Annotated in this window: 16 protein-coding genes; 8 read left to right on the top strand and 8 right to left on the bottom strand. The window is 70.1% G+C overall.

Annotated features, from left to right (window positions below; translation table 11 throughout):
• Nucleotides 1-491 precede the first annotated feature (491 nt).
• The gene (locus CP973_RS25495) at nucleotides 492-1,613 is read left to right on the top strand and encodes an IS701 family transposase (protein ID WP_150245671.1); all 1,122 of its coding nucleotides are present in this window, start codon (nucleotides 492-494) and stop codon (nucleotides 1,611-1,613) included.
• A 634-nt stretch (nucleotides 1,614-2,247) separates the two neighbouring features.
• Nucleotides 2,248-3,387: an acyltransferase family protein gene (locus tag CP973_RS25490; protein ID WP_244410005.1), complete on the top strand. Its 1,140-nt coding sequence runs from the start codon at nucleotides 2,248-2,250 to the stop codon at nucleotides 3,385-3,387.
• A gap of 33 nt (nucleotides 3,388-3,420) precedes the next feature.
• Here CP973_RS25490 and CP973_RS25485 read toward each other — a convergent pair whose 3' ends face one another.
• A complete protein-coding gene (locus CP973_RS25485; protein WP_150245665.1) occupies nucleotides 3,421-3,891 on the bottom strand; it encodes a MarR family winged helix-turn-helix transcriptional regulator in 471 nt (156 codons plus the stop codon).
• An 851-nt stretch (nucleotides 3,892-4,742) separates the two neighbouring features.
• Here CP973_RS25485 and CP973_RS25480 point away from each other — a divergent pair.
• The 5 genes from CP973_RS25480 to CP973_RS25460 all read left to right on the top strand — a co-directional run bounded on the left by CP973_RS25480 (nucleotide 4,743) and on the right by CP973_RS25460 (nucleotide 13,631).
• A complete protein-coding gene (locus tag CP973_RS25480) occupies nucleotides 4,743-6,362 on the top strand; it encodes an MFS transporter (protein ID WP_150245662.1) in 1,620 nt (539 codons plus the stop codon).
• Between the two features lie 1,460 nt (nucleotides 6,363-7,822).
• Nucleotides 7,823-8,602: a hypothetical protein gene (locus CP973_RS25475; protein ID WP_208853298.1), complete on the top strand. Its 780-nt coding sequence runs from the start codon at nucleotides 7,823-7,825 to the stop codon at nucleotides 8,600-8,602.
• A gap of 657 nt (nucleotides 8,603-9,259) precedes the next feature.
• Nucleotides 9,260-11,149, top strand: coding sequence for an alpha/beta fold hydrolase (locus tag CP973_RS25470; protein WP_150245659.1), 1,890 nt, complete (start codon nucleotides 9,260-9,262; stop codon nucleotides 11,147-11,149).
• A gap of 115 nt (nucleotides 11,150-11,264) precedes the next feature.
• Entirely contained in the window at nucleotides 11,265-12,812 is a 1,548-nt protein-coding gene (locus CP973_RS25465; protein ID WP_150245656.1) for a GMC family oxidoreductase, read from the top strand.
• A gap of 57 nt (nucleotides 12,813-12,869) precedes the next feature.
• Nucleotides 12,870-13,631, top strand: coding sequence for an SDR family NAD(P)-dependent oxidoreductase (locus CP973_RS25460; RefSeq protein WP_150245653.1), 762 nt, complete (start codon nucleotides 12,870-12,872; stop codon nucleotides 13,629-13,631).
• Between the two features lie 111 nt (nucleotides 13,632-13,742).
• Here CP973_RS25460 and CP973_RS25455 read toward each other — a convergent pair whose 3' ends face one another.
• The 7 genes from CP973_RS25455 to CP973_RS25425 all read right to left on the bottom strand — a co-directional run bounded on the left by CP973_RS25455 (nucleotide 13,743) and on the right by CP973_RS25425 (nucleotide 23,029).
• Nucleotides 13,743-14,966 (bottom strand): MFS transporter, encoded by a 1,224-nt coding sequence (locus CP973_RS25455; protein ID WP_150245650.1) that lies wholly within the window; start codon nucleotides 14,964-14,966, stop codon nucleotides 13,743-13,745.
• Nucleotides 14,967-15,321: 355 nt separating this feature from the next.
• Nucleotides 15,322-16,017 (bottom strand): EthD domain-containing protein, encoded by a 696-nt coding sequence (locus tag CP973_RS25450; RefSeq protein ID WP_150245647.1) that lies wholly within the window; start codon nucleotides 16,015-16,017, stop codon nucleotides 15,322-15,324.
• Between the two features lie 212 nt (nucleotides 16,018-16,229).
• A complete protein-coding gene (locus CP973_RS25445; RefSeq protein WP_280119059.1) occupies nucleotides 16,230-17,378 on the bottom strand; it encodes an IS701 family transposase in 1,149 nt (382 codons plus the stop codon).
• 1,310 nt (nucleotides 17,379-18,688) lie between these two features.
• Nucleotides 18,689-20,146 (bottom strand): MFS transporter, encoded by a 1,458-nt coding sequence (locus CP973_RS25440; RefSeq protein ID WP_150245641.1) that lies wholly within the window; start codon nucleotides 20,144-20,146, stop codon nucleotides 18,689-18,691.
• Nucleotides 20,147-20,362: 216 nt separating this feature from the next.
• On the bottom strand, nucleotides 20,363-21,589 hold the full coding sequence (locus CP973_RS25435) for an NAD(P)/FAD-dependent oxidoreductase (protein ID WP_208853297.1): 1,227 nt from the start codon (nucleotides 21,587-21,589) through the stop codon (nucleotides 20,363-20,365).
• Nucleotide 21,590: 1 nt separating this feature from the next.
• Nucleotides 21,591-21,920 (bottom strand): 2Fe-2S iron-sulfur cluster-binding protein, encoded by a 330-nt coding sequence (locus CP973_RS25430; RefSeq protein WP_150245638.1) that lies wholly within the window; start codon nucleotides 21,918-21,920, stop codon nucleotides 21,591-21,593.
• Nucleotides 21,921-21,979: 59 nt separating this feature from the next.
• A complete protein-coding gene (locus CP973_RS25425) occupies nucleotides 21,980-23,029 on the bottom strand; it encodes an ankyrin repeat domain-containing protein (protein WP_244410004.1) in 1,050 nt (349 codons plus the stop codon).
• A gap of 404 nt (nucleotides 23,030-23,433) precedes the next feature.
• Between CP973_RS25425 and CP973_RS25420 the strand changes: the two genes are divergently transcribed.
• Entirely contained in the window at nucleotides 23,434-24,780 is a 1,347-nt protein-coding gene (locus CP973_RS25420; protein ID WP_244410002.1) for an FAD-dependent oxidoreductase, read from the top strand.
• Nucleotides 24,781-24,838: the final 58 nt, after the last annotated feature.

Here is a 24,838-nt window from a genome sequence, read left to right as displayed (position 1 = left end):
GCGGGCACCCTCCGTACGGAAGAAGGGCGCAAGACGCTACTCGCCTCCCGGGCGGGCGGACAGGGGGTGTTTCGGGCGGAGTGCGGGATCTCGGCGGGGACGTCCCTTTCCGTGGGGGTTTCCGGAATCGGGGGGCGCGCGGAAGCCCCCGTGTCTCGGAGCGTGGGACGCGATGTGCCGTCCCGAACTTCTGGCGGGCGAGCGGAGCGAAAGCGGTGACGCGCCTTCAGTGCGTCAGCTATCGTGAATTCGATTGCGATGGGCGTTCGCTGTTGTTGGCGACGCCCGCAGTGACGACGGGGGGTGCGGTGATGTCCGCGGGAACGGTTCCACGTGATCGGCGCTGCGCGTACGCGCTCCCCTGGCCTGCCGCCGCCGGATGGGCCCGCCCGGAATAGGGCCCTCGCCGTGCGGCTCCGCCGAGCCTGTGTCCGGCCCGCGGAGGGCGGCCTGTCCTCCGGCCGGCGCCGGAAATCCGTGGAGGGTACGTCATGTACGCGTTGTCTCATGGCTCCTGCGCCCCGCCGTGTCCGTGGGAAGGGGTGCTGGCCGACCTGGCGCCCCGGCTCTTCGCCTCGTTCACCCGCGCCGATCACCGTGCGAAGGGCGTCCAGTACCTGCGGGGCCTGCTCACCGCCCCGGGGCGCAAGTCGATCGCCAATATCGCCCGCTCCCTCGGCGACCCCGCGTCGGCCCAGCGCCTTCACCATTTCATCCATGACGCCCCGTGGGACTGGTGGCCGGTGCGCGCGGCGCTGGCGAGGTGTCTGTCGGACATCGCGGCCCCACGGGCCTGGGTGGTGCTTCCCCTGCTCATCCCCAGGAGGGGACGGCACGCGGCCGGCGTGCACCGCAGGTTCCTGCCCGCCTCCGGTCAGCTGGTGAACGGCCAGCAGGCCCACGGACTCTGGTATGCCGCGGGCGCCCTGAACGCACCCGTCGACTGGCACCTCCAGGTGCCCGCCGAGGGGCGATTACCCCCCGGGCCCCGCGGAACACCGGCCTCGCCGGACGCTTCCGGGCCCGTGGCGACGTTCGAAGCGCCGCGCGGGTTCTCCGCCGTCCCGGTGCTGTGGGACATCCGTGCGCATGAGGCGGCCGGCCTGCGCCGTGCCCTCGAAGGGCCGCAGCGGCCTGTCATGGTGAGCTTGTCCGGGGAGTGCGCCCTGCGGCTGGTGGCCCCTTCCGGACGTTCCGTCCCGGACGCGGCGGTGCCCGTCGCAGAGATCCTGGCAGCTCCGCAGGCCGCGCGGCTCACCACGGCTCCGGTCGCTCCCGGGGTGCGGGCCCTGACCGTACGGGCCCTGCTCCCGCGGCCGCCCGGAGAGGCCGCCGGGCCGGAGATCGCCCTGTACGCCCAGTGGCGCCCGGGAACGTACGAGCCCGGGGAATACTGGGCCACCACACTGTCACGTACGCCCGTGAGCGAGCTGTACCAGCTCACCCGGCTCGCCGCCCAGGTGGCCCGGGACAGCACCCGCACAGGAGCCGGAACCGGACTGCGGGATTTCAAAGGCAGGTCCTTCGACGGCTGGCACCGCCATATGACGATGGCGTCGGCCGCTTACGCGGCCGTGAAACTCGGCGGTATGTCCGGCCGGATTCCGCAATGATCCGAATGCAGGCAGCCGTGACGCCGTTTCCCGGCCGTCCGCCCGAATTCTGGACCAGCGGTACCGCAATTGTCCCTGACCGGTTCCGGAGGAAAGGGACGGTATCGAGGTTGTGCGGGTAATCGTGTGCGACATGTGCAACCGTAGCCGTGCCGGACAACGGAAGTTGACAGATCCGTTGTGACCGAGAGCATGTTGTCGGCCGTCCGCGGCACCTCTATATTCGGCCGGGCCGCCGGCGACTTCGACGGTTCGCCCATGGGGCTTCCCCGGCATTTCCTTTTCCATCCCCGCGTTTTTCTCGTTCTTCTCGACCGGAGGGCCGGCCGACGCGGTACCCGCGGAGGCAGCGGGCTCACGAGGGAACGCTCACGCCGGACCGCCGGGCGCGCCGGCGACCTCGGACTCCGCCCTCCGCACCGCCCCCGGTCTCCTCCCCCCCCGGTCCGCCCGCGTCCGTGGCAGGCGCACCCCGCCACCGGCGCCGTGGCGGCGGACGACGGTCCCGCGCAAGAGGACGGACGCACCGCCCTCGCGCGGCCCCGACCCAGAGAGGCACCACACAGCCATGTCCCTCGTACCACCGACCGCGCCTTCCGCCACACCGACCCCGTTACAGGCCAGACTGCCCTCGTTGACCGGGCTGCGGTTCATCGCCGCGGCGCTCGTCTTCCTCTTCCACGCCTCGTTGACGTACATGCCGATGAATCCGTTCGCGGACGAGGGGATCGCGGAGGGGTTCCACTGGCTCTTCAGCAAGGCGGGCTGGATGGGGGTGAGCTTCTTCTTCGTGCTCAGCGGTTTCGTGCTGACCTGGTCGGCCAGACCGCAGGACACCGTCACCGCCTTCTGGCGGCGCCGCCTGCTGAAGATCTTCCCCAATCACCTCGCCACCTGGGCGCTGGCCATGGTCCTCTTCGCGGGCGTCATGACCCCGGCCGCGGCCTGGCTGCCGAGTCTGTTCCTGGTCCATTCCTGGTTCCCCGACCCCGCCGTTCACCTGAGCGCCAACCAGCCGGCCTGGTCACTCTGCAGCGAGCTGCTGTTCTACCTGCTCTTCCCCTTCATCGTCCGGCCCCTGCTGAAGATCCGGGCGAACCGGCTGTGGGGGTGGGCCGCGGCCATGGTCGTGGGCATGGTGGCCGTACAGCTGGTGACCGACTTCCTGGCGCCGGCGAGCCCGCCGGCGCCCGGCACCCCGGTGACGGTCTGGCAGTGGTGGATCGGCTACAACTTCCCGCCGCTGCGGCTGTTCGAGTTCGTCCTCGGCATGCTGCTGGCACGCCTCGTACGGGAAGGCCGGTTCCCCGCGGTCCGTATCCTGCCGGCCACCGTTCTCGTCCTGGCCGGCTACGCCCTCGCCCTGGCCGTGCCCTTCCTCTACGGCCTGAACGTCGCCACCATCGTGCCCGTCTCGGTCCTCATCTGCGCCGTGGCCATGGCCGACACCAGCGGCACCCCCACGGTGCTGCGCAGCCGCACCATGCAGTGGCTCGGCGAGGTCTCCTTCGCCTTCTACCTCGCCCATTACGTGGTGCTGTACTTCTCCCGCACCGCCCTGATGGACCGGCGGGTGTACGGGGCCGCCGCCGCCGTGGCCGAGATCGCCGGCACCTTCCTGGCGACGCTGCTGCTCGGGTGGCTGCTGCTGGTGTGTGTGGAGCGGCCCGTCATGCGCCGCTGGGCGCGTCCCCGCCGTGCCCCCGCCCCCGCTCCGTCCGCGCCCGCGGAGCCTGCCGTGCACGCCGGCGGAGCGCGTGTGCCGCCCTTCTGACGAAGAGAGGAGGCACTGCGACGGAGGGGTTCTTCAGTCGCTCCGGAGCGCGGCGATGGCACGTTCCAGGAGGCTGTGCAGCTGCTGCCGCTCCTCTTCGCTGAACGCGTCGTCCAGCCGGCCCTCCACCGAACAGATCAGTTTGTCGGCCTTCTTGAACAAGGACCGGCCCGAGCGCGTCAGGCTGGAGACCAGCACCTTCTGATGCACCTGCGAAGTGGTGCGGGTGATCAGCCCCTTGCTCTCCAGGTTGTTCAGGACCGTGGTCATCGTCTGCGCCGTGACCATGCACTCCCGCGCCAACTGGGCTCCTGACAAGCCGGGCCGGCGGTGCAGCACCAGGAGGGCCACGTACTGCGGCACCGTCAGGTCCACGGCGCGCAGGACGTGGCTCTTCTCGCTGATCAAGTGCTGTTCGGCGCGCTTGATGAGATGCCCGGTCCGGTCGTTGAAGGAGTCCTCGGGGCTCGCGCGCCGGGCATCCGCCGCTGGTGTCTGTGTCATGTCCTGCTCTCCGTGAAGGTCCGGTGGGACTCTATATCGCGGCAGAGCCGCTTGTGCCCGGCCCGGGACCCGGCCCGCGGTGCCGTACGTCTGCCTCCGGGACCGGGGCGGGAGCCGGGGGAGAGCGCCGGTCGTGGCGGCCTCCGGCATGCCGTGCCTGTATCAGGTCTTGTATCAGGGTTCGTTCCTGAATCAGCTTACCGCCGGCCATCTGTGTGCTGTCACCAGGCGACTCGCCGCCGGGGGCGGGGTGGCGGGGGCTCCGCGAGACGCGTACCGGAGGGCGGCCCGGGGGCGGGCCGGGCCATGGCCGTGCGTGACAGGGGTGCCGTCTGTATAAGGATCCTGATAGTCTCTCGTGCACTGGTTCCCTCCGCCCCGTCGGTTCCCGGGGCGGACGGGCCCTGACCAGCCCGTTGCTGACGCGCGATCAGAGAGAGGGTGAGCCGCACATGGCGTCGGGCGAGACCGGACCGTTCGGACGGGCGGGGGCTTCCCGGCCCGGCCGGCGGGCGAGAGGGTGCGCACGCCGCCCCTGCTCACCTCCGGCCCGCGTACGGGGCGTTGGGGCGCCGCGGGTGCCCGCGCCCGGCCGCGCGACGCCCAACGCACTGGTTCCGTATGCCGGTTGCCGTCCGAGTGGAAGACCGCGCAGTGGTACGCCGAAGGCCGTGCCTCCCTCTCCGGGCCCGGCTCGGCCGCCCGGGGTGCCCGCCCGCCGCCGTCCGTGACCGGACCGATCGCACATCCCCAGCCGCACTCACCGCCGGCGCCGTTCCCCCGTGATCACACGGCGCCGGCGGTGCAGTGCCACGAGCACGCCCCACGCCGTTCCGGAGGCGGCGTATCCCATGTCCTCAGCCCTCAGCGCCTCGCCCCCCACCACCCGCCGGCGGGCACCGGTCGTCCTGCTGGCCGCCTGCCTGTCCGCGTTGCTCCTGCCGTTGTCCATGACCGGTGCCTCGGTGGCCCTGCCCAGCATGGGCGCGGAACTGCACGCCTCCCTGGCCTCCCTGCAGTGGGCGATCAACGGCTACAACCTCGCCTTCGGCTGCTTCGTCCTGGCCGCGGGCTCGCTGGCCGACCTGGTGGGCCGGCGCCGCATGTTCGCCATCGGCACCGGCCTGTACGCGGTGGGCGCACTGGTCTCCGCCCTGGCCGGTGACATCCTCCTGCTGGACATCGCGCGGACCGCCTCCGGCCTGGGGGCCGCCGCCGCCCTGCCCAGCGGCAGCGCGCTGCTCGCCCAGACCTTCGAAGGCCGCTCCCGCGCCCGTGCCTTCGGGGTGTTCGGCACCACCACCGGCATCGGCCTGGCGCTGGGCCCGACCGTCGCGGGCCTGCTCGTCGGCGGCTTCAGCTGGCGGGCCGTCTTCCTGGTCCCCGCGGTGATCGCCTTCATGGTCGTCGCGCTGACCCCGCTGATCCCCGAGTCGCGCAACCCCGCCGGCGGCCGGGTGGACAAGAGCGGCACCCTCACCTTCACCGGTGCCCTGCTGCTGCTCATCTACGGCCTGGTCGAGGGGCCGCAGGCGGGCTGGGGCAGCCCGCTGGTACTCGGGGCGTTCCTGGCCGCCGTGGCGCTGCTCCTCGCGTTCGTCGTCATCGAACGCCGCCAGGAGCACCCGATGTTCGACCTGAGCCTGCTGGCCCAGCCGCAGTTCCTGGCGCTGTGCCTGACCGCGGTCGTGGTGGTCTTCGGCTTCACCCCGCTGCTCGTCGCGCTCCCGACCTACTTCTCGGCGGTGGACGGGCTCACCGCGCAGCAAGCGGGTCTGACACTGATCATGCTCACCGGGGCGACCCTGGTCTTCCCGGCGATCGCCGGCTTCCTGACCCGCTGGATCCCGGCGAAGGTGCAGCTCGTCGTCACCATCGTGCTGATGGCGGCCGGCGCGGGCTGGCTGACGGTGATCGAGCCCGGCTCGTCCCACGGGGCCATCTTCGGACCGCTGCTGCTCCTGGGCATCGCCACCGGCATCTCCTTCGGGCTGCTCGACGGTGCCGCGGTCAGCAGCGTCCCGGCAGGGCGTGCGGGGATGGCGGCGGGCATGTTCAACACCATGCGCCTGGCGGGCGAGGCCGCTTCCATCGCGGTGATCAGCTCGTTGCTGGTCAGCTTCACCCGCGGCCGCCTGGACGGCGCACTCGGTTCGTTCGACACCCCGTACGCGGACGACCCGGCCAGGGCCGCGAACCTCCTGAACCAGGGGGACATGGGCACGCTCACCCAGAGCGTGCGGCCCGAAACGGCCCGGCAGGCCTTCACGGACATGGCCGGCGCCGCCTACACCGGGGCTCTGCACACCGTGCTGTGGGTGCTCTTCGCCATGTTCCTCGTCGCCGTACCGGTTGTGGCGCTGCTGCTGCGCGAACGGCGCAAGCCCGCTACGGGGAGCAGTGCCGACGTCGTCCCGGCGACGGCCGGTCCCCGGACGGAACAGACGCAGGAATCCAGCGGCGTCGGCTGAGTTCTTCCACGCCCCCGCCGGCAATCCCGTGGCACGAACCGCCGTGCGCCGAGTGCGCCGCTGGTTCGCGCCGATCGGGACCGTCCCCCCGGACGGCACCAATTCCGGCAAAAGGTGAGGGGTGCCGAGCGAAAGCGGCCGCCAGGCCATTGCCCGGCACTTCTTACGTCCCGGCCCATCCGTCCGACACTGTCATTGAATGGTCACCTGTTACGGGCTCGCCGGTCGCCGGCCTCTCGGCTTATCGGGCCGGCGGCAGTTTTGACAAAGTCATGCGCGGCGGCGACTTTGAGGCGATTTTACATGGTGGCGGTTGTAGTTGACCACGCACCAATATAGTCTTCGGAGTTGGTTGGCGCGCGAATGTAACTGCCGACCGGACGGCAGGCGCGTAGGGGCCGAGCCAGGGCTCACACGGCTCTGGGCAAGGGGGCAGGTATGTGTAAGCAATTAGTGGGTGCGGGGCGCATCGGCATATGTTGTCGCGCCCGCCCGAGACAGGAGGAGCGGCGAAACGGCCGCTGTCCGCGACCTGTCCCTCCCCGTCGTGCAGGGCAGTTCCCGCTTGTGGCACCCCGGCCGGATGCCACAGACCGGACGAACCCCGAGAGGCGGGACGAGCGGGCAGGTATCTGCGCAACCCGCTCCGACACGGTCGGCGAATGCGTCGCCTTCTTCCGTGATGTGACCAAGTGCGTGCGTCCTTCGCACGAATTCACCCGTCACCCGGGCACGACCACGCCTGGGCTTGCCGAGCTGGCGCGCTCACAGGCAAGACCCTGAGGCGAACGTCCGCCTTTCACGGACGGCTCCGTCCGGGGCCGGCGAAGATGCCGCCTCGATGCCTTCTGCGTGCGCGGGCGGTACGCGAAGGAATCAGCCGGCCGAAGAGCCGCCCGGCGCCCTGAGCGCCGCCGTCGCGGTCCTGGCCGTCGCGGTTCCTTGCCGCCCGGCCGGAAATTTCCCGTCGAGTCCGGCGCCCCGTGCGTGGGCCGGAGTCATTTCCCTCCAGGAGTTCCGTACGGGCCTGCCTCCGGGCCGCTTGCCCGTACGGGGGAGTGCGCTTGCTCTCCCGACGCTGAACTCTTCCGGATCGCGGAGCGGCGAACGAAGGGGGCACTTTCAGGACAGGTTCCGGAAAACGGTGCGACGAAGGCAGCAACAGCAGATCTCTGATCGACTGTCGGGGGAAGAGAATGCCTTACAGCGGTGAACTGCATTCACCGAGCCCTGTGGAATCGGCCGAGGGTACGAAGGACGGGACGCCGGCCTCGCGCGGTGCCGGTGCCGGCCGCCTTCCGACGCAGTACGTCGAGCTCCGCTCCCTGGTGTGCGGGAGCTCCCCGAGGCTGGGCGGGCCGGACCCGCGGCACGTCAGCTTCCTCGCGGACTGCGACGAGCCGCTCCCGCCGATCCTCGTTCACCGCGGTACCGGTCACGTGATAGACGGTGAGCACCGCGTGCTGGCCGCCCGCCAACGGGGCGACGAGAAGATCCTCGTGCACTTCTTCGACGGGAACGAGAGCGACGCGTTCCTGCTGGGCGTGCGAGCGAACATCACACACGGCCTCCCGCTCACCCCGGCGGACCGGAGCGCTGCCGCCCAGAGGATCCTGAGCCTCTTTCCGGCCTGGTCGGACCGGGCCGTCGCCCGGGCCACCGGAATCTCCGCCGCCACCGTGGGCGCGATCCGCCGGCGTACGACTGATGAATCCGAACGGTTGAACACCCGGCTCGGCCGCGACGGGAAAGTGCGTCCGCTCAGCACCGCGGGCGGGCGGCGACGTGCGGCCGAGCTGATCAACGACAATCCGCAGGCCTCACTGCGTGAGGTCGCCCGGGAATCGGGGATCTCCGTGGCCACGGTGCGAGATGTGCGCCAGCGGTTGTCCCAGGGGCGCAGTCCGGTCCCCGACAAGCAGCTGAGGAAGGAAAGCGGGCAGCACACCACGGTGACCGGGTCCGCCGGGGCCGGACGAGCGGACCGGAGCAGCGAGAGGCCGCCGGCGGTCATTCTCGAACGGCTGCGCAGGGACCCGTCGCTGCGCTCGCGGGGCATCGGCCGCAACCTGATCAAATGGCTGGGCGCACAGGTCAACGGCGCCGACAAATGCAACAACGTTGTGGAATGGGTGCCGGCCCATTGCGCCGCCCTGGTGATCGAAATGGCGCATGGCCTCGCTCGGCAGTGGTCCAGCTTCGCCGAGGCGCTGGAATGCCGTTCCAGGGCTGATCAGTAGCAAAGCTCCCCCCGCCATGTGATTTCTGGCGCCGTACGGTCCGCACCGTATGGCGTGTCACTCTACGCGCAACCCTGGCCTGTTCGAGCCGAGCCGTGGGCCGATTCCCGGGACCCCGCGAAAGGCCAGTGCGGTCAGTGCGGTCGGACGCCCGCAGGTCCACGCCGGGCTGCGCGTTCTCTGCCTTTGTGCAACCTGCCACGGTGCATGGTCGAACGGCGCCCGATGACCGGTCTGCCCGCCTTGGGGCATGCGGACGGGAATGGTGTTTCCAGGATTCCGGGCCGCGCCGTACACAAACGCCTGACGGGAGACGAACATTGCCTCCTGCGGGGCGGAATCCGCTCGGCGGCGCACTGTTCAACTTCCGCCGGCCACGTGGCCGAACAATTGCGCCGCAAGATAATCTGAAGTCCAGCGCGTCGCAGAATTACCGCAGCAGTCGGTCCGTTGGGAAGCGCCCGTACCGCGCGAGGAGGTAGCGCGCCGGCACGCTTATTGATGCCCGCCGCACCAGGATTTCTCATCATCGATTCATCGATGCGGCTGACGCCGCCCCTGCCTTTTCCGGACCGGGGCCGGCCGTCCTTTCCCACGGAATAACCATCCACGACATCACAAGCCTGCCGAATCTCGATGTACCGGATGAGGGTTCCCATGAATATTCTCGCCCTGCTCCACAGCCCCCGGCCGTCAGGAAACGACACGACGATCCGCCGGATCGCCGCGCATCTGTCGGCCGGCGGCCACCGTGTCACCCTCGTGCCCGCGCCCGACGACACGCACCGACTGGCCCGGGTGGCCAAGGAGAACGAGACCGATCTGCTCATCGGCACCCATGCGCTCTTCAGCGGGGAAGCGTTCCTGAAACTCGACCTTCCGTACTTACTGATCTTCGCCGGAACCGACCTCAACGAGTTCTCCCTGGAAGAGGAGTACCTCACGGTCATGACGGAGGCGGTGGAGCGCGCGTCCGGCCTCATCGCTCTCAACGAGAACTTCCTGTACCGATGTTTGTCCCTCTGGCCGCAGACGCAGGGCAAGGTGCACCACATCCCGCAAGCGGTCTGGACGAAGCCCTCCGCCTTCTCCCTGCGGGAGAAGCTGGGGCTCGCCCCCGAGGCCGAGATGTTCCTGCTGCCGTCCGGCTTGCGGCCGGTGAAAGACCCGCTGTTCCTCTTCAGGGCGGTCAGCTCCTGGCACGAGGAGAACCCGCGCGTCCACCTCGTCATCACCGGAACGAGCTATGACCCCGACTTCGAGGGCATCGTGCTGCGGCGTATCGCGAGCAGCCGGGGCATCACCTATGCGGGCGTCCTGCCTCCCGAGGACCTGCACGCGTCCATGCGCGAGGCGACAGCGCTGGTCAACTCATCGCTGAGCGAGTGCAGCCCGAACGCCGTCCTCGAAGCCATGGAGCTGAAATGCCCGGTCCTCGTCCGTGACATCCCGGGCAACGCATGCCTGGTCGAACACGACGACACCGGGCTGGTCTTCGCCACTCCGGGCGAGTTCCGCGAACAGGCGCAGCGGCTCGTCTCCGACCCGGCCCGGGCCGAGCGTCTGGGGCAACGCGGACAGGACTTCGCCCGCAAGTTCCACGGTGTCGGAGAGGAGCGCGCGGCGTACTCCGCGCTCATCGACTCCCTCGGCATTTCCGCTCCCCCCTCCGTTCCCCTCGAAAACAGGAGCCCCATGCGCGAGCACATCGTCCAGGCGGACGGCGTCGACATCTGTGTGGAGACGTTCGGCGCACCTCAGGACCCGGCGGTACTCCTCATGGCCGGCGCGTCGGATTCGATGCTCGTCTGGCACCGGGACTTCTGCCGGAGGCTGGCCGACGGCGGAAGGTACGTCGTGCGTTACGACCACCGTGACACCGGCCGTTCGACCAGCTACCCCGCCGGGCGGCCGCCGTACACGCTCCAGGACCTGGCCGCGGACACCACGGCCCTGCTGGACCGTCTGGACATCAACACCGCGCACTTCGTCGGCATGTCGCTGGGCGGCATGCTGGCCCAGCTCGCCGCGATCAACCATCCCGACCGCGTGACCTCACTGACCCTGCTGTCGTCGAGCCCTGGCGTCACCGACCCGTACCAGCCGGATCTGCCGTCGCCGACGCTGCGGCTCAGCATCGCACTCGACGACATCCCGGAGCCCGACTGGAGCGACCGGGCGGCGGTGACCGACCACCTCGTGGCGACCCGGCGATGTCTGGCGAGCAGTACGCGCGCGTTCGACGAGGCCGCCGCGCGGCAACTCGCCGGCGAGATCTTCGACCGCGCTCCCGACGTCCTTCCCGCCACGAGGAATCACCTCGTCATGGACCGGGGCGAACCCTGGCGCCCGCGGCTGGGCGGGATCAAGGCACCGACTCTGGTGATCCACGGAGTCCAGGACGAGATGTACCGGATGGCGCACGCCGAAGCACTGGCCGCGGAGATTCCGCACGCCAAGCTGTTCCCGCTGGACGACGCCGGCCACGAACTGGCCCGCGCCGACTGGGAAAACGTGATCACCGCGATGCTTCAGCACACGTCCTGATCACCGACACGGTCCGTGCGCACCTGCCCTGCGACGCGGACGAGCGCCCCGGGCAGGTTTCTTCACGCGGGAACCGCCGCAGCTCCGCGGCCCGCCGGCTACAGGAGGAGTCACTGTGTACGACTACGTCATCGTTGGTGCCGGCGCGGCCGGCTGCGTGCTGGCCGCACGGCTGAGCGAAGACCGCGATGTCACCGTCTGTCTGATCGAGGCGGGGCTCGGGGACGAGGGCTGCAACATTCACGTGCCCCTCTACTTCCCGCGGCTGTTCGGCGGCTCCTGCGACTGGAATCACCAGTCGGAGGCGGAGGAGTTCTGCGACGGGCGCCGGATCAATCTGCCGCGGGGGCGGGTCGTCGGCGGCTCCACGTCCATGAACGCCATGATCTACAGCCGTGGCCACCGCGCGTACTACGACGCGTGGAAGCGGCCGGACTGGACGTTCGACAAGCTCCTGCCGTACTTCAAACGGGCGGAGAACAACGAGCGGGGCCCCTCGCACTACCACGGCGCGGACGGCCCTGTGACGGTATGCGACCCCCGCTCCGGCAATGTGATCTCGGAAGCGTTCGTCACAGCCGCGGTCGCGGCCGGATACCCCTCCAACAACGACTTCAACGGCCCGGTCCAGGACGGTTTCGGCTTCTACCAGCTCACCCAGAAGAAGGGACGGCGCTGTAGCGCCGCGACGGCCTATCTGCACCCGGCGAAGGACCGCCGCAACCTCACGGTGGAGACGGGATTCCAGGCTCACCGGGTGCTGTTCGAGGGGAACAGGGCGACGGGGATCCAGGGCCTGCGCCGTGACGAGGTCGTCGAGATCCGCGCGGCGCGCGAGGTGATCGTCTCCGCGGGCGCGTACAACTCGCCGCACCTCCTGATGCTGTCGGGAATAGGCCCGGCGGAGCACCTGCGGGAACACGGAATTCCCGTGGTGGTCGACCAGCCCGAGGTCGGCCAGAACCTCAGCGACCATCCGCACGCCCTGCTGGTGTTCACCCACCCGGAGCCGGTGAGTCTGCTCAATGCCGCCGATCCCCGGGCCACCGAACAGTTCTTCCAGGAAGGCACGGGGCCGCTGACGTCGAACATCTCGGAAGCCGGCGGGTTCGTCCGGTCGCGTTCCGGTGTGGCGGCACCCGACCTGCAGTTCCACGTGGCGCCGACCATGTTCACCAAGGACGGGCTCACCACCAGCCATCACGCGGTCTCCTTCGGCGCGGACATCCTCGACGTGCAGAGCAGGGGACGAGTGAGCCTGTTCTCGGCCGACCCCATGATGAAACCGAGGATCCAGCACCACTACTTCTCGGAACCGGAGGACATGGAACTCGCGGTGACGAGCCTGCGGCTGTCGCTCCACATCGGGCGGCAGAAGGCGCTGGCGCCGTATGTGCGGACGCCGGTGGAGGCCCCGGCTTCGGAGTCCGAGAAGGACCTCCGCTCCTACGTCCGCCGTCACGCGTCAACGGCCTTCCACCCGGCCGGTACCTGCGCCATCGGCGCGGTGGTCGACGAAGAACTGCGGGTGCGCGGAACGGAACGCCTGCGCGTCGTCGACACCTCGGTCATGCCGACCATTTTTTGCAATCCGACCGCGCCCACGATCGCCATCGCGGAGCGAGCGGCGGACCTGATCCGCGATATGGCACCGCTCGGCTAGGCGGGCGAGCACCGACGAAGACGGACGCGGAAGTTGTGGACGAAGGAGGAGACAGCAGTGGCCGATCTCAAGGGAAAGTCCTGTGTGGTGACCGGTGCGGCAAAGGGGCTGGGGCGGGCCACCGCGGCCTTGTTCGCCGAATCCGGCGCTCTGGTGACGGCGACCGACCGGGACGAGGCGGCGCTGCGCGAACTGGGCGAAGCGCTGGCGAAGGAGGGCCATCAGGTCGAGACCGTGGCCGGTGACGTGGCCGACCCGGACGACGCGCGCCGCATGATGCGCTCCGCCGTCGAACGGTTCGGACGCCTCGACGTACTGGTCGCCAACGCCGGGGTGATACCCATGGTGAACGTCCTCGACGCGACCGCTGACGACTGGGACGAGGTCATGCGGATCGACGGCCGAGGCATGTTCTTGACCTGCAAGTACGCGATCGAGGAGATGAGCCGGGCGGGTGGCGGTTCGATCGTCTGCCTGTCCTCCGTCTCGGGACTGGCCGGCCAGGCGGGGCAAGCCACCTACGGACCGGCCAAGTTCGTGGCGTCCGGGCTGACCATGCACCTGGCCGTCGAGTGGGCGGCGCACGGTATCCGGGTCAACGCGGTGGCGCCGAGCACCACGCGCACCGAATGGGTCCGCCGGCTGGCCGAGGAGCCGGGCGGCGCGGACCGTCTCGCCGAGATCGAACGGATCCATCCGATGCGGCGGCTGGGCGAGCCGCGGGAAGTGGCCGAGGCCATCGCGTTCCTCGCCTCCGACGCGGCCTCCTTCATCACGGGCGTCGTGCTGCCGGTGGACGGCGGCTATCTCGCCCAGTGACCGGCCGGACTGTCGGCGCACGGCCGTCCGGGCCGTTGCCGCCCGGCCGCCGGCCGGCTCCGGGTACCGCCATGACGTACCCGGAGCCGGACCGGCGGGGCGCCGCCGGCGTCATTCCGCGCGCGAGGGCGCGGCCGCGGCGCGGCGCGCGGGCTCCTCGGCGCGCGCGGCCGTCCGGGAGATGGAGCCGGTGCGGCCCCGGTCCAGAAAGCCGGCCAGCAGCGCGACGAAGAGACCGAGCATCGTGAGGACCGCCCCGGCCACGGCCGTCGAGGGCCAGCCGAACCCTGCCGAGACCACCGCGCCGCCGAGCCAGGCGCCTCCGGCGTTGGCCAGGTTGAAGGCGGACTGGTTGGAGGCGGAGGCCAGCGTCGGAGCGTTGTGAGCCTGGGTCATCACCAGCATCTGGATCGGCGTGACCGACCCGAAGCCGACGGCACCCAGAACGACCACCATGATCAGCGTCGGCCAGGTGTGATGCAGCGCGAAGGTGAAGACCAGCAGCGCGACCGCCAGGGCGGCGAGTGCTCCGTAGAGGGTGGGCCGCAGCGCCCGGTCGGTGAGCGGGCCCGCGGCCAGGGCGCCGAGGGTCATGCCGATGCCGAAGAGGGCCATTACCCAGGTCGTCGAGGACTCCGGCAGCCCGGTCACCCGGGTGGTCAGCGAGGCGAGGTAGCTGAAGACGGTGAACACGCCGCCGAATCCGCAGACGGCGGTGAGCAGGCCGAGCAGCACCTGGCGGTTCCACAGGGCGCGCAGCTCGTCGCCGAGGCCGGACCGTCCTTCCTCCGGAAGTTCGGGGACGAGCATCGCGATCGCGGCCATGGCCAGCAGACCGATGGCGGTGACGATGAGGAAGGTGGTGCGCCAGCCGAGGTGCTGGCCGATCGCGGTGCCCGCGGGAACGCCGAGGATGTTGGACACCGTCAGGCCGAGGAACATCACGGCGACGGCACGGCCGCGGCGGTGCTCGGGCACCAGCCGGGCGGCGACGACCGCGCCCAGGCCGAAGAACGTGCCGTGCGGCAGTCCGGCCAGCACCCGCCCGACGAGGAGGGTGCCGAAGCCGGGCGCGAGGGTGGAGGCCAGATTGCCGAGGATGAGCAGCGCCATGAGGGCGAGCATCATCTTCTTCCGCGGGACGCGGGCGCCCAGCGCGGTGAGCAGCGGCGCGCCGATGACGACGCCGATGGCGTACGCGGAGACCAGGTTTCCGGCGGTGGGTACCGACGTGCCCAGGTCACCGGCGATGTCGGGCATCAGCCCCATCACGACACATTCGGTGGTGCCGAACCCGAAGGTCGAGATCGCCAGGGCGAGCAGGGCCAAAGGCATGGCGCAGGAAACCTTCCCGACGGAGATGGTCAAGGACTGCCGGCCCGCCGCCTTCGACAGGGCACAGGCGCCGGGCCGTACGGAGGAGTTCGCCCACGTCCGTGCCGATGTCCCGCGGCGGCTTCGACGGGCTCGTGCGGACGAACACGGTGACCGGACCATCGATTGTCCCCAGCAGCCGATATCGCGTGTCAAGCAGAAGACGGCCCGACAGTTGCGCTCCGACCGGGGGCAACGCCCGTACGCGGGTGCGGGCAGGGCGTCCACGGCGCGTACTCCCGGCCGTGGCGGACGCGCCGGCACGGCGCATCCGCCGGCGGGGCGCGGAGCGGAACCGGCCCGCTCCGCACGGAGGTCAGACGAAGGAGGGGCCGGTGATCCAGTTTTCCCGCGCGGCGAAGGTGTGGACGTAGCGCGGGTTGGTGAACGTGCCCAGATCTTCTTGTACGCGCTGGAACCCGGGGGAGCGCAGCGCGGCGTGGAGGGTGGGAACGTCGGCGAAGCTGAACTGGTACACGCAGTCCAGGGGGGCTTCCCCGACGGCGTACAGGGGGTCGCGGGTGAAGCCCTGCCGGTACCGGATCAGGCCCGGGACCTGGAGGGCGACGCCCGCGTGCCGGCGCCTGCTCCGCTCACGGAACTCCGCCAGCGGCATGCCCTCCCGGCGCTTGGTCAGGAGGAAGAGCTTGGCTTCCGACGTCCGGTCGGTACGGGGCGGGCCGGGAAGCACGATGTGCGGGTCGGTGTCGAGGCCGAGGGTGCGCCAAAAGGCCGCCCACCGGGGCTCGTCGGCCCGCGCGCCGTCGAGGAATTCCGGGGTCTGCAGGGAAGCGAGCTGCCGTTCCTCGTCCGGCAGCCAGATCTCGGCGACGCCGCACCACCGCGGGTCGCCGGATTCTCCCGGCAGCGGAATGCGGGTGCCCACGCTGTACTGCTGGATGTGCGGAATCCTGCTGGCGTAGCGGGTCGCGTGTACGTCGATCCAGTAGCGGTGGAAATCCTGCTCGGAGAGGCCCGGCTTGGGATAAGCGAAGATCAGCTGGTGGATCATGATGTCTCCGGTTGCCGAAGTGAACTGTTCCGTACGGCAGGTCTTCGTGCCGCGGTGCGCCGGAGTTCCCATGGGGACGGCGGACGGCTATTTCCTCCGCGCGCGGCGCTGCCCGGCGGTGCGGCCTGCTCTGTCAATGGAAGCGGCCGGGGAATCGGGGAACAATGTTCGGAAGCGGATCGTCGGTGACTTCAGCGACTCGACGAAGTAGGTCATGCGGAGAGGGCTTCGGTGGCGGAGTCGGGGTAGGCCACTCCCAGGGAGTCGTACGCATAAGCTGCCGAGACCAGGGTCATGTGATGGTGCCAGCCCACGAACGACCGGCCTTCGAAATCCTGCATCCCGTAGTTTTCCCGCAGGTAGCGGAATGCCTTGGCACCGTGCGTATAGGCGCCGGCCAACTCCATGAGTTTCCGCACGTCCCGCTGGGCGAGGTTGGTCAGCCACATGCGCCGGGCCCGGTGATGCGCGGCCGACCATTCGGCCAGGATCCGGTGCGGCATGGCGCCGGCCGAGGAGGAAGTGGGCAGGCGGATGAGCGAGGAGAGCACATAGTTCCTGCGGCGGTCGGCCGTCCGTATCGGGGCGTGCGGCCCTCTGGGCAGCATGTGCTGCCGGACGGTGGTCGTCCGGGCGGCCGGGCGCTGTCCCGGTGCTCCGGCGAGGGCGGGGGAGGGCGAGCCGTGGATGCCGGGGATGACGCTGAAATCGGGACCGACCTCCACCAGGTAGTCCTGTCCGCGGTCGTCCAGGCCGACGATCAGGGCGGCCATGTCGTCCAGCTGCTTCAGGTCCGCCACGACGGGGCCCAGCGTGATCCCGTGGGCGGTGGCGTCGTCGACCATGTCCAGTACCAGCTGGGCCCTGCTCTTCGCCCGGACCGTGTCCGGGATCCGGGCGCGCTCCCGGCGGCGGGCATCCTTGATCCACTCGTCCTGGAGGTGCAGCCGCCAGTCGATCGGAACCGCTGCCCACTCCCCGGTCCGGATCAGGCCGATCCCCACCTGGCAGTTGACGGTGCGCTCTTCGGCGGGGATGTACTGGCGGGAGACCCCCACCGAGTGACGTCCGTTCTTCGGTATGACCGCCTCTCGTACGGCGGTGTAGTGAGGAGTCATCATGTGCTGTGCGACTTCGGCCAGCCGGGTCCGCACCGGAGTCCAGTCCCAGGGGCTTTGATTGACGAATTGCTGTAGCGACTGGGTGGCGGTCTCGGTGCCTTCGTCCAGCAGCCGGCTTGCGATGCGGCGGATGCTCTTTTTCCCCGTGACCTCGATGAGCCCCTGTAAATACACCTTTGCCCATCGGCGCTGATCCGCCCGTGGAAGGGATTCGAAGACACTCCGGATGAAACTCCCCATGGGGTCGTCGGTGCGACGCGAAGCAAAGCTGTACGACGAGTGGGCAGCACTCATCTCTCATTCCTTCCCTGCTGGCGAGGAGATGCGGCAACTCGCCTATCATGCATCACTCTTTGACCCGTGCAACGCGCACATAACGAAGTCGAAGATTGCTACTCTGCGTCACTTTTCGGCGGTCCTGCATTCCCGGCCGAGGGTCTTGGGCGAGCCGAGGGCGGAGTAATTGGCGGGTAAAATCTGCAAGCCTCCCCGGCGCTCCGAGTTTAGGTATGGCGGGCGCCGGATACGATTGATTGTTTTTGTTGCGGGGCGGGGTGGCCGAGAGGTTCCGGTCGTGCGGTCTGTGCTGGTCTGTCCCGGTGGGGGAGGGTCGGGAAGACGATGACCGAGGTAAAAGAGAGTGGCATGAAGTCGGCGTCTCGACGACCGGAAAGGAAAGGCGTTCCTGAATTCTTAATTCTTTCCGGCGCCGTCCGGGAGCGTTCTTCTGTGCAGCCGTGGTCGCCGGTTGATTCATTTCGGGGAACAAAAGGAAACGGCCGGTGCGATCGGCCGCGGATACCGAGGTCGTTCTTCGCGGCTGAAGCCGCCGCGCTACCTCGGTGACCGGTGAACCGCCGGCCCCCGGGCGCGGGTGCGTGAGGCGCGGCCGAGGGGGCTGGGGCTCCCGTCATGCCCCGGGCCAGGGAGTTCTCCGGCGTCGGACAGGCGGCGGAGTGCCCGGACCGTTCATCCGGCCTGTTCAAGGGATTCCCTTGGAATTTTCCGGGAGAACATGTGTGCGGACAGGCTCGCGGAGCGAGGGGGAACCGGCGTGTGAACCGTGCCTTCCGCCCTGCCGTGCCCTCCGGCCGTCGGCCCGAACCGGCCCGTACATAGGGGCACTTCGCTAGCGCGGAGGGACAACGGCAATACCCGCCCCTGCCCGCTCGCATTGAGAGACCGAAGTGATACGCCGGAGTTTGTCACACATCGCATGGCGGGGCGTGAAGCACCTCGGGCCCGTACGTCCAGGGCTGTTGACAGGGCCCTCGCCGCCGTCCGTGATGCCGCGTGTGCCGGAGCGGTGCCCACTTCGGCACGGCTACTCCGGTGACGCGTCCCGGGCGATACCGGCTCGCCCTGAGGACGTCACTCAGCGCACACGCACACCGTTCGGGCGGGGGCGAACGACATGGGGGACTGGCCCACAAAAGGTGTGGGCCAGTCCCGTTCCCGGACTCAGGACCGGGGGATTACCCCAAGTCCGGGAGCTTTCCCGGCTCCTCGCGGGCCGGGCACCGCGCCTGCCGGAAGGAGCGCGGCGGTCCTCATCCCGCCGAAGCGGCCGTCGGCGTGCGCGCTTCCTCGCTCCGCTCCGGCACCTCGCCGCCGCGCGAGGGCGACAGCATCGGGACGAAGGCGAGCGCCAGCACGGCCAGCGCGAGGTTGACGCCCAGGCCCCAGACGAACGAGTGCGCGGCGGCGTATACGGTGCCGAGCAGCGCCGGCCCCAGGGCCGATCCGATCTGGATACCGGTTTCCAGCACCCCGGAGGCGGAACCGGCGTCCCGTTTGGGCACCCCGGTCAGCACGATGTTGATGAGCGGGGTCAGACCGAGCCCTTCACCGAAGCCGATGGCCGCGAACGACGCGATGACGGCCGCTTCCGGCAGGTCCTCGCCGTAGTGCAGCGCCGCCGCCAGGAGCGCCACGGTGCCGAGCACGTTGACCACGTACCCGATGGTCAGGACGTGGTGTCCGACCCTCGGCTGGATCCTCGGGGCCACCAAGGAGGCGATGCCGAAGAAGAGGGCCAGCGGGGTGAAGACCAGACCCGCTTTCAGCGGGGAGAAGCCCAGCGGGCCTTGGAAGTGGAGCGAGACGAGGAAGAACAGTCCGGTGTTCCCCGCGACGAAGGTGAGGGAGAGCCCCGCACCCGCCCGGAACTTGCGGTGCCGCACCAGTTCGGGATCGGCCAGCGGCAGCCCGTTCCGCCGTTTGGTGCGGTTCTCCCAGTACGTGAAGGCCCAGCCCCCGAAGACGGCGAGGACCATCAGCGCCAGCAGCGCCGGACGGCCGTGCTCGCCACCGCCGAAGATCAGCGGCGCGATGACGAACAGCAGGGTCACGGTGAGCAGCAGCACACCGATGAGGTCCAGGCTCGGCCGCTCGTCCTTGCGGTCCCTGGGCAGCAGCATCAGCGAGCCGAGCACCGCGGCCAGCCCGAACGGAAGGTTGATCAGGAAGACCGTCCGCCAGGACAGGCCGGCGATGTCCAGCGTGATGAGCAGGCCGCCGAAGGTCTGGCCGATGATGGTGGCGATCCCGGTGACCGCGCCGAAGACGCCGAAGGCCATGGCCCGGTAGCGGCCGGAGAACTCGATCTGAATGATCGACAGGGTCTGCGGCAGCATCAGCCCCGCCGCGACGCCCTGGAGCACGCGGAACGTGATCAGGGCGCCCGGAGCCCACGCCAGCGCGCAGGCCAGGGAGGCGGCACTGAAGGCCGTCACCCCGATGACGAAGAGCCGACGGTAGCTGAAGAGGTCGCCGAGCCTGCCCCCGGTCACCAGCACCAGGCCGAAGGCGAGGGTGTAGCCCGAGACGACCAGTTCCATCTCGGTGACGGTGGCACCCAGGTCGGCGCGGATCGGCTGGAGCGCCACGTTCACGATGAACAGGTCGAGTTCGACGAGGAACGTGCCCGCCAGGACCACGATGAGCTGTAGCCACTGGCGCAGGGCGGGACGGGGTTCCCCCTGCGGGGGTGCTGTGCGGTCAACCATGTCGATCAAGTCTCCTGAACCCGGTCCGGGCCATCAACAGCGAACTGCGAATGAATCGATAAGCGGGATTGATGAAACGGGTCCGGCGCGTACGACGTTGTCGGCGCGGCCGCCGGTGGTGCCAGTGGTGCCGGCACGGCCGCCGACGGTGCCGCTGGTGCCGGTACGGCCGCCGACGATGCCCCCGACGGCGGCCGCCGCGCCGGCCCCGGTGCCCTACGGGGTGAACGAACCGTCCAAGAGCTCCTGGGCCACGGTCCGGTCACCCGTCTCCAGCGCACGGCGCACGGCCAGGTGCGTGGCCGGCTGCCCCACCGATTCCGCGCCCAGAAGACGGTCGCCGCGGAAACAGAGGACGGAGAATTCCCCACGGGCCGGGTCCCCCCGGACCACCGTGCGGTCGTGACCTCCCGTCAGCCCGGCGATCTGGAGCCGGACGCCCGCCTGCCGGCTCCAGAACCAGGGCACCGGCCGGTAGGGGCGGGCCGTGCCGGTCAGCCGTGCGGCCACGCAGCGCGCCTGGTCGACGGCGTTCTGGACGGACTCCAGCCGGACCGGCGCCGTGGCGAAGGGGGTGGGGAAGCGTGCGCAGTCGCCGATGGCCGAGATGTCCGGCGCGGACGTGCGCAGCAGGGCGTCCACGACGATGCCGTCGTGGACGTCGAGCCCGGCGTCCTCGGCAAGGTCCGTGTTCGGCTCCACTCCTATCCCCACGAGCACCAGGTCGGCCGGCAGGCGCCGGCCCGAGGCGGTCTCCACACCCGAGACCGCGTCGGTGCCGAGGAAACGGGCGACCTGCTCACCCAGTTCCAGCCGTACGCCACGGGCCCGGTGAGCCTCCGCGAAGAACGCGGAGGTGACGGGGGTGACGGCACGCGCCATCACCCGCTCGTGCGCTTCGATCACCGAGACCCGCACGCCCAGCGCGGTCGCCGAACTGCTCACCTCCATGCCGACGAAGCCCCCGCCGACCACCACGAGCCGGCCCGCGGACGCCAACCGCTCCCGCAACACGTCGGCTTCGGCCAGGGTGCGCAGGCCCACCACCCCGGGAAGGTCCGCGCCGGGGACCGGCAGGGAGCGGTTGCGTGCGCCCGTGGCGAGCACCAGGTGGTCATAGCGCAGCTCCGTGCCGCTGCGCAGCAGGACCCTGCGGTCGGAGGGCAGGACACGCACCGCCGGGTCGCCGGTGAGCACCTGTACGGACTTCTCCGCGTAGTACTCCGGCCCGTGCAGCCGGACCGCCTCCGGTCCGCTGTGGCCGGTGAGGTAGCCCTTCGACAGGGGAGGGCGCTGGTAGGGCAGCGCCGTGTCGTCACCGACCATGACGATACGGCCGGTGAAGCCGTTGCCGCGCAGCGAGGAGGCGAGCTGGGCTCCCGCCTGGCCGCCGCCGACGATGGCCACGGTCGCGCCGGAGTCCGGCAGGTGAGGTGCCGTCACGTCAGTCCTCCCGCTGCCGTTCGGGCAGCCTGACCTCCATGCCGTCCAGTGCGGGCGACATGAACAGCCGGCAGCTCAGCCGGCTGTTGGCGGCGCGCGGCGCGTACGCCATGTCGAGCATGACGTCCTCGTCCTCGCTCATCGCCGGGGCGGCGGCGAGGTGTGCCGATTCCACGTAGACGTGGCAGGTGGCGCACATGGCGGCGCCTCCGCATTCGGCCACGATGCCCTCGACGCCGTTGGCGAGGGCGGCCTCCATGACGCTGGTTCCCGGCGCGGCCTGCACCGTGCGCGTGGAGTCGTCGGGAAAGCGATAGATGATCTTCGGCATGATCAGGTCCTTGGGGGAGGGAGGGTCGGATGGCGCGCCCGGTCGGGGCGGCGGCGCCGTCACGCCCGGGCGCGGACGGCCGCGGCCTCGATCTCCCGCACGATGCGGTGACCGGGGCCGAAGACACCGACGGCGATGTCCCGAGCCGTCCTGCTGTCGTGCCCGAGGAGGTCGGTGCGGGCGCCGGCGTCGAGGAGCACCCGCGCGCACTCCTCGTGGCCGTGCCACAGGGCGTCGTGGAGCGGGGTGTAGCCGTTGGTCGCGCCCTGATGGTCGATGTCGGTCCCCGGGGCGCGGACCAGGAGCCCGGTGATGTCGGCGTGGCCCATGTACACCGCCTTGTGCAGCGGCACCGCGCCGAAGGTCGGCTCGACGGCATTGACGTCGGCGCCCGCGGCGATCAGCGCCCGGGCGATGTCGGCATGTCCGTCCCGCGCCGCGACGAGCAGCGGTGTGTGCCCGTCGTTGAATCCATTGACGACGGGTGACACCTCGTCGACATCGGCATTCCGCTTCAGCAGTCGCTCCACCTCGGCGAGATTTCCTTCGGTGACCGCACGCATCAGCGCCTGCCCCGCCGCTGCCCGCTCGTCCTTCTCGATGCGCCGGCGCATCGCGTCGGCGATGGCGAGCAGCTTCTGCCGTTCCGTGCCCTCGCTGTTGGCCCCCAGCTCGTATTCGACGCGCTCCCGCAGCGAAAAACCGTAGTGGGTTTCCAGATTCACCATCGCGTTCTGCTCCAGCAGATATTCCACGATGTCGGGCCACTTGTACCAGAGGGCGTCCATCAAAGGCGTGTGCCCCGTGGTGGGACCCGCCGCGTCGATGAAAGAACCGGCCTCCACCAGCAGGCGCACGGTTTCCAGGTCGCCGCCCTGTACGGCCTTGTGGAGGGCGGTGGTACCACCGCGGCTGTCCACGGCGTGGACGTCGGCACCGGCGCCCAGCAGGTGACGTACCACAGCCGAGCTTCCCTGACCTGCGGCTATCGCCAGCACCGGCAGGCCGGTCGCCTGTTCCCGGACGTTGGGATCGGCGCCCGAGCGCAGGATCGCGCTCACGTGGTCCGCGTCACGGCGGCGTACCGCGTCGATGAGAGAGCTGTGCATGACGAGTTCCTTTCGCGGAATCGGAGAACCGCCGGGCGAAACGTCGGGCGAAACGCTCGGCGGCCTCCAGGGATACGGAATACCGCAAGGCGCGATATGTCCTGGGCCGCTCCGGTGTTCAGTCAACCGGCGCCGCGCCGCGGGCGGCAAGCATCGCCGCCCGGGGGACGCCGACTCGGCGAACTTGACGAAATACCCGGGTCCGGCCATCGGGCGGCGACGGGAAACCGGAGCGGCGCTCCGGCCGCGCATTCCCGGTCGAGTTGCCGGAGTGGGCAATGCGGCGCCACATTTCCTGGCCGCTGAAAGGCGCGGCTGTTCCACTGAATCCGCCACAAGTCCCGGAAAGCGACACGCGAAAGCAAGAGCGGGACGACGACCGACCGACGAAATGGGTGAGCCTTGTGCAGACTGATGTGGGACAGCGCGCCGTCGTGCTCGGCGCGGGTATCGGAGGCCTCTTCGCGGCGCGGGTGCTCGCGGACGAGTTCGCGGAAGTCGTGCTGGTCGACCGCGACCGGGTGACGGGAGTCCGCACGCCGCGGCGTGGCGTGCCCCAGGGGCAGCACTCGCACGCCTTGCAGGCCCGTGGCCTGCGCATCGCGGAGGACCTGTTCCCCGGCCTCGTCGACGCGATGGCCGCCGACGGCGCGGGCATCGGGGACGTACTGGAGAACGTCTCGTGGATCGTCAACGGCAGGCAGCTGAGCCGCCCCGCGTCGCGGCTGACCGCGGTGACCGCGAGCCGGCCGTTCCTGGAGCGCCACCTCCGCGAGAGGGTGGCGGACCTGCCCAACGTCACCTTCCGGGAAGGGCACAACGTCCTCGGCCTCGACACCACCCCGGACCGCACCCGGGTCACCGGAGTGCGGGTCCTGCCCGGGGACGGCCAGGGCGAGGAGGAGACCCTGACGGCCGCGGTGGTCGTCGACGCCACCGGGCGGGCCTCGCGCACACCCGCCTGGCTCCGGGAGCTGGGCTACCCGCAGGTGGCCGAGGAGCGCCTGAACATCGGGCTCGGCTACACCAGCCAGCACTTCCGGATCCCCGGCGAACTCCCGGACGGCGACATCGCCATCAACGACGTGGCCTCCCGGGAACTGCCGCGCGGTGCGGCGCTCGGCCGTATCGACGGGGACCGGATCATCGTCACCGGCTACGGCATCCTGGGCGACCACCCGCCCACCGAGTCCGCGGGGTTCCTGCGCTTCATCCGCTCGCTGTCGAAGCCGGACATCCACCAGGTGATCAAGGACGCCGAGCCGTTGGACGAGCCGGTGCGCTACCGGTTCCCGACCAGCCTGCGGCGCTACTACGAGCGCATGGACCGGTTCCCCGACGGGCTGGTGGTCCTCGGGGACGCCGTGTGCAGCTTCAACCCGGTCTACGCCCAGGGCATGACGGTCGCCGCGCTGAGCGCGCTGGTGCTGCGCCGGCACCTGCGCGCGCACGGGCCGCTGCGGCCGTCGGCGTACTTCCGGGACATCGCGCGGGAGGTGACCGACGGCACCTGGGGCCTGATGACCGTCTCCGACCTCCGCTTCCCGGGAGTGGAAGGGCCGCGCACGCTGCGGACCCGGCTGCTCCAGGCGTACACGCGGCGCGTCCAGGCCGCGGCCACCAGGGACGGCGAGGTGGCCGGCGCCTATATGCGCGTCGTGGGCCTGCTGGAGCGCCCCGACGCCCTGCGGCGGCCGCGCATCGTCCTGCGCGTGCTGCGACACGCACTGGGACTGCGGGCGTCCGCCTGAGGTCTCGCGCGAAAGCGCCGTAGCGGGGCAACGGCCCGCCGGGGCGGACGGCAGCCGA

The organism is Streptomyces albofaciens JCM 4342, assembly GCF_008634025.1.
In the GTDB taxonomy this organism is placed as follows: Bacteria; Actinomycetota; Actinomycetes; order Streptomycetales; family Streptomycetaceae; genus Streptomyces; species Streptomyces albofaciens.
Note: the sequence above shows the minus strand (reverse complement) of the source record. Positions and strands in the feature narration are given on the sequence as shown.

What these genes read in the sequence shown, in the direction of transcription:
- CP973_RS25495 (WP_150245671.1), top strand. Translation starts at nt 492, where the DNA reads ATGTACGCGTTGTCTCATGGCTCCTGCGCCCCGCCGTGTCCGTGGGAA.
- CP973_RS25485 (WP_150245665.1), bottom strand. Translation starts at nt 3,891, where the DNA reads ATGACACAGACACCAGCGGCGGATGCCCGGCGCGCGAGCCCCGAGGAC.
- CP973_RS25480 (WP_150245662.1), top strand. Translation starts at nt 4,743, where the DNA reads ATGTCCTCAGCCCTCAGCGCCTCGCCCCCCACCACCCGCCGGCGGGCA.
- CP973_RS25470 (WP_150245659.1), top strand. Translation starts at nt 9,260, where the DNA reads ATGAATATTCTCGCCCTGCTCCACAGCCCCCGGCCGTCAGGAAACGAC.
- CP973_RS25455 (WP_150245650.1), bottom strand. Translation starts at nt 14,966, where the DNA reads ATGCCTTTGGCCCTGCTCGCCCTGGCGATCTCGACCTTCGGGTTCGGC.
- CP973_RS25450 (WP_150245647.1), bottom strand. Translation starts at nt 16,017, where the DNA reads ATGATCCACCAGCTGATCTTCGCTTATCCCAAGCCGGGCCTCTCCGAG.
- CP973_RS25445 (WP_280119059.1), bottom strand. Translation starts at nt 17,378, where the DNA reads ATGGGGAGTTTCATCCGGAGTGTCTTCGAATCCCTTCCACGGGCGGAT.
- CP973_RS25440 (WP_150245641.1), bottom strand. Translation starts at nt 20,146, where the DNA reads ATGGTTGACCGCACAGCACCCCCGCAGGGGGAACCCCGTCCCGCCCTG.
- CP973_RS25430 (WP_150245638.1), bottom strand. Translation starts at nt 21,920, where the DNA reads ATGCCGAAGATCATCTATCGCTTTCCCGACGACTCCACGCGCACGGTG.
- CP973_RS25425 (WP_244410004.1), bottom strand. Translation starts at nt 23,029, where the DNA reads ATGCACAGCTCTCTCATCGACGCGGTACGCCGCCGTGACGCGGACCAC.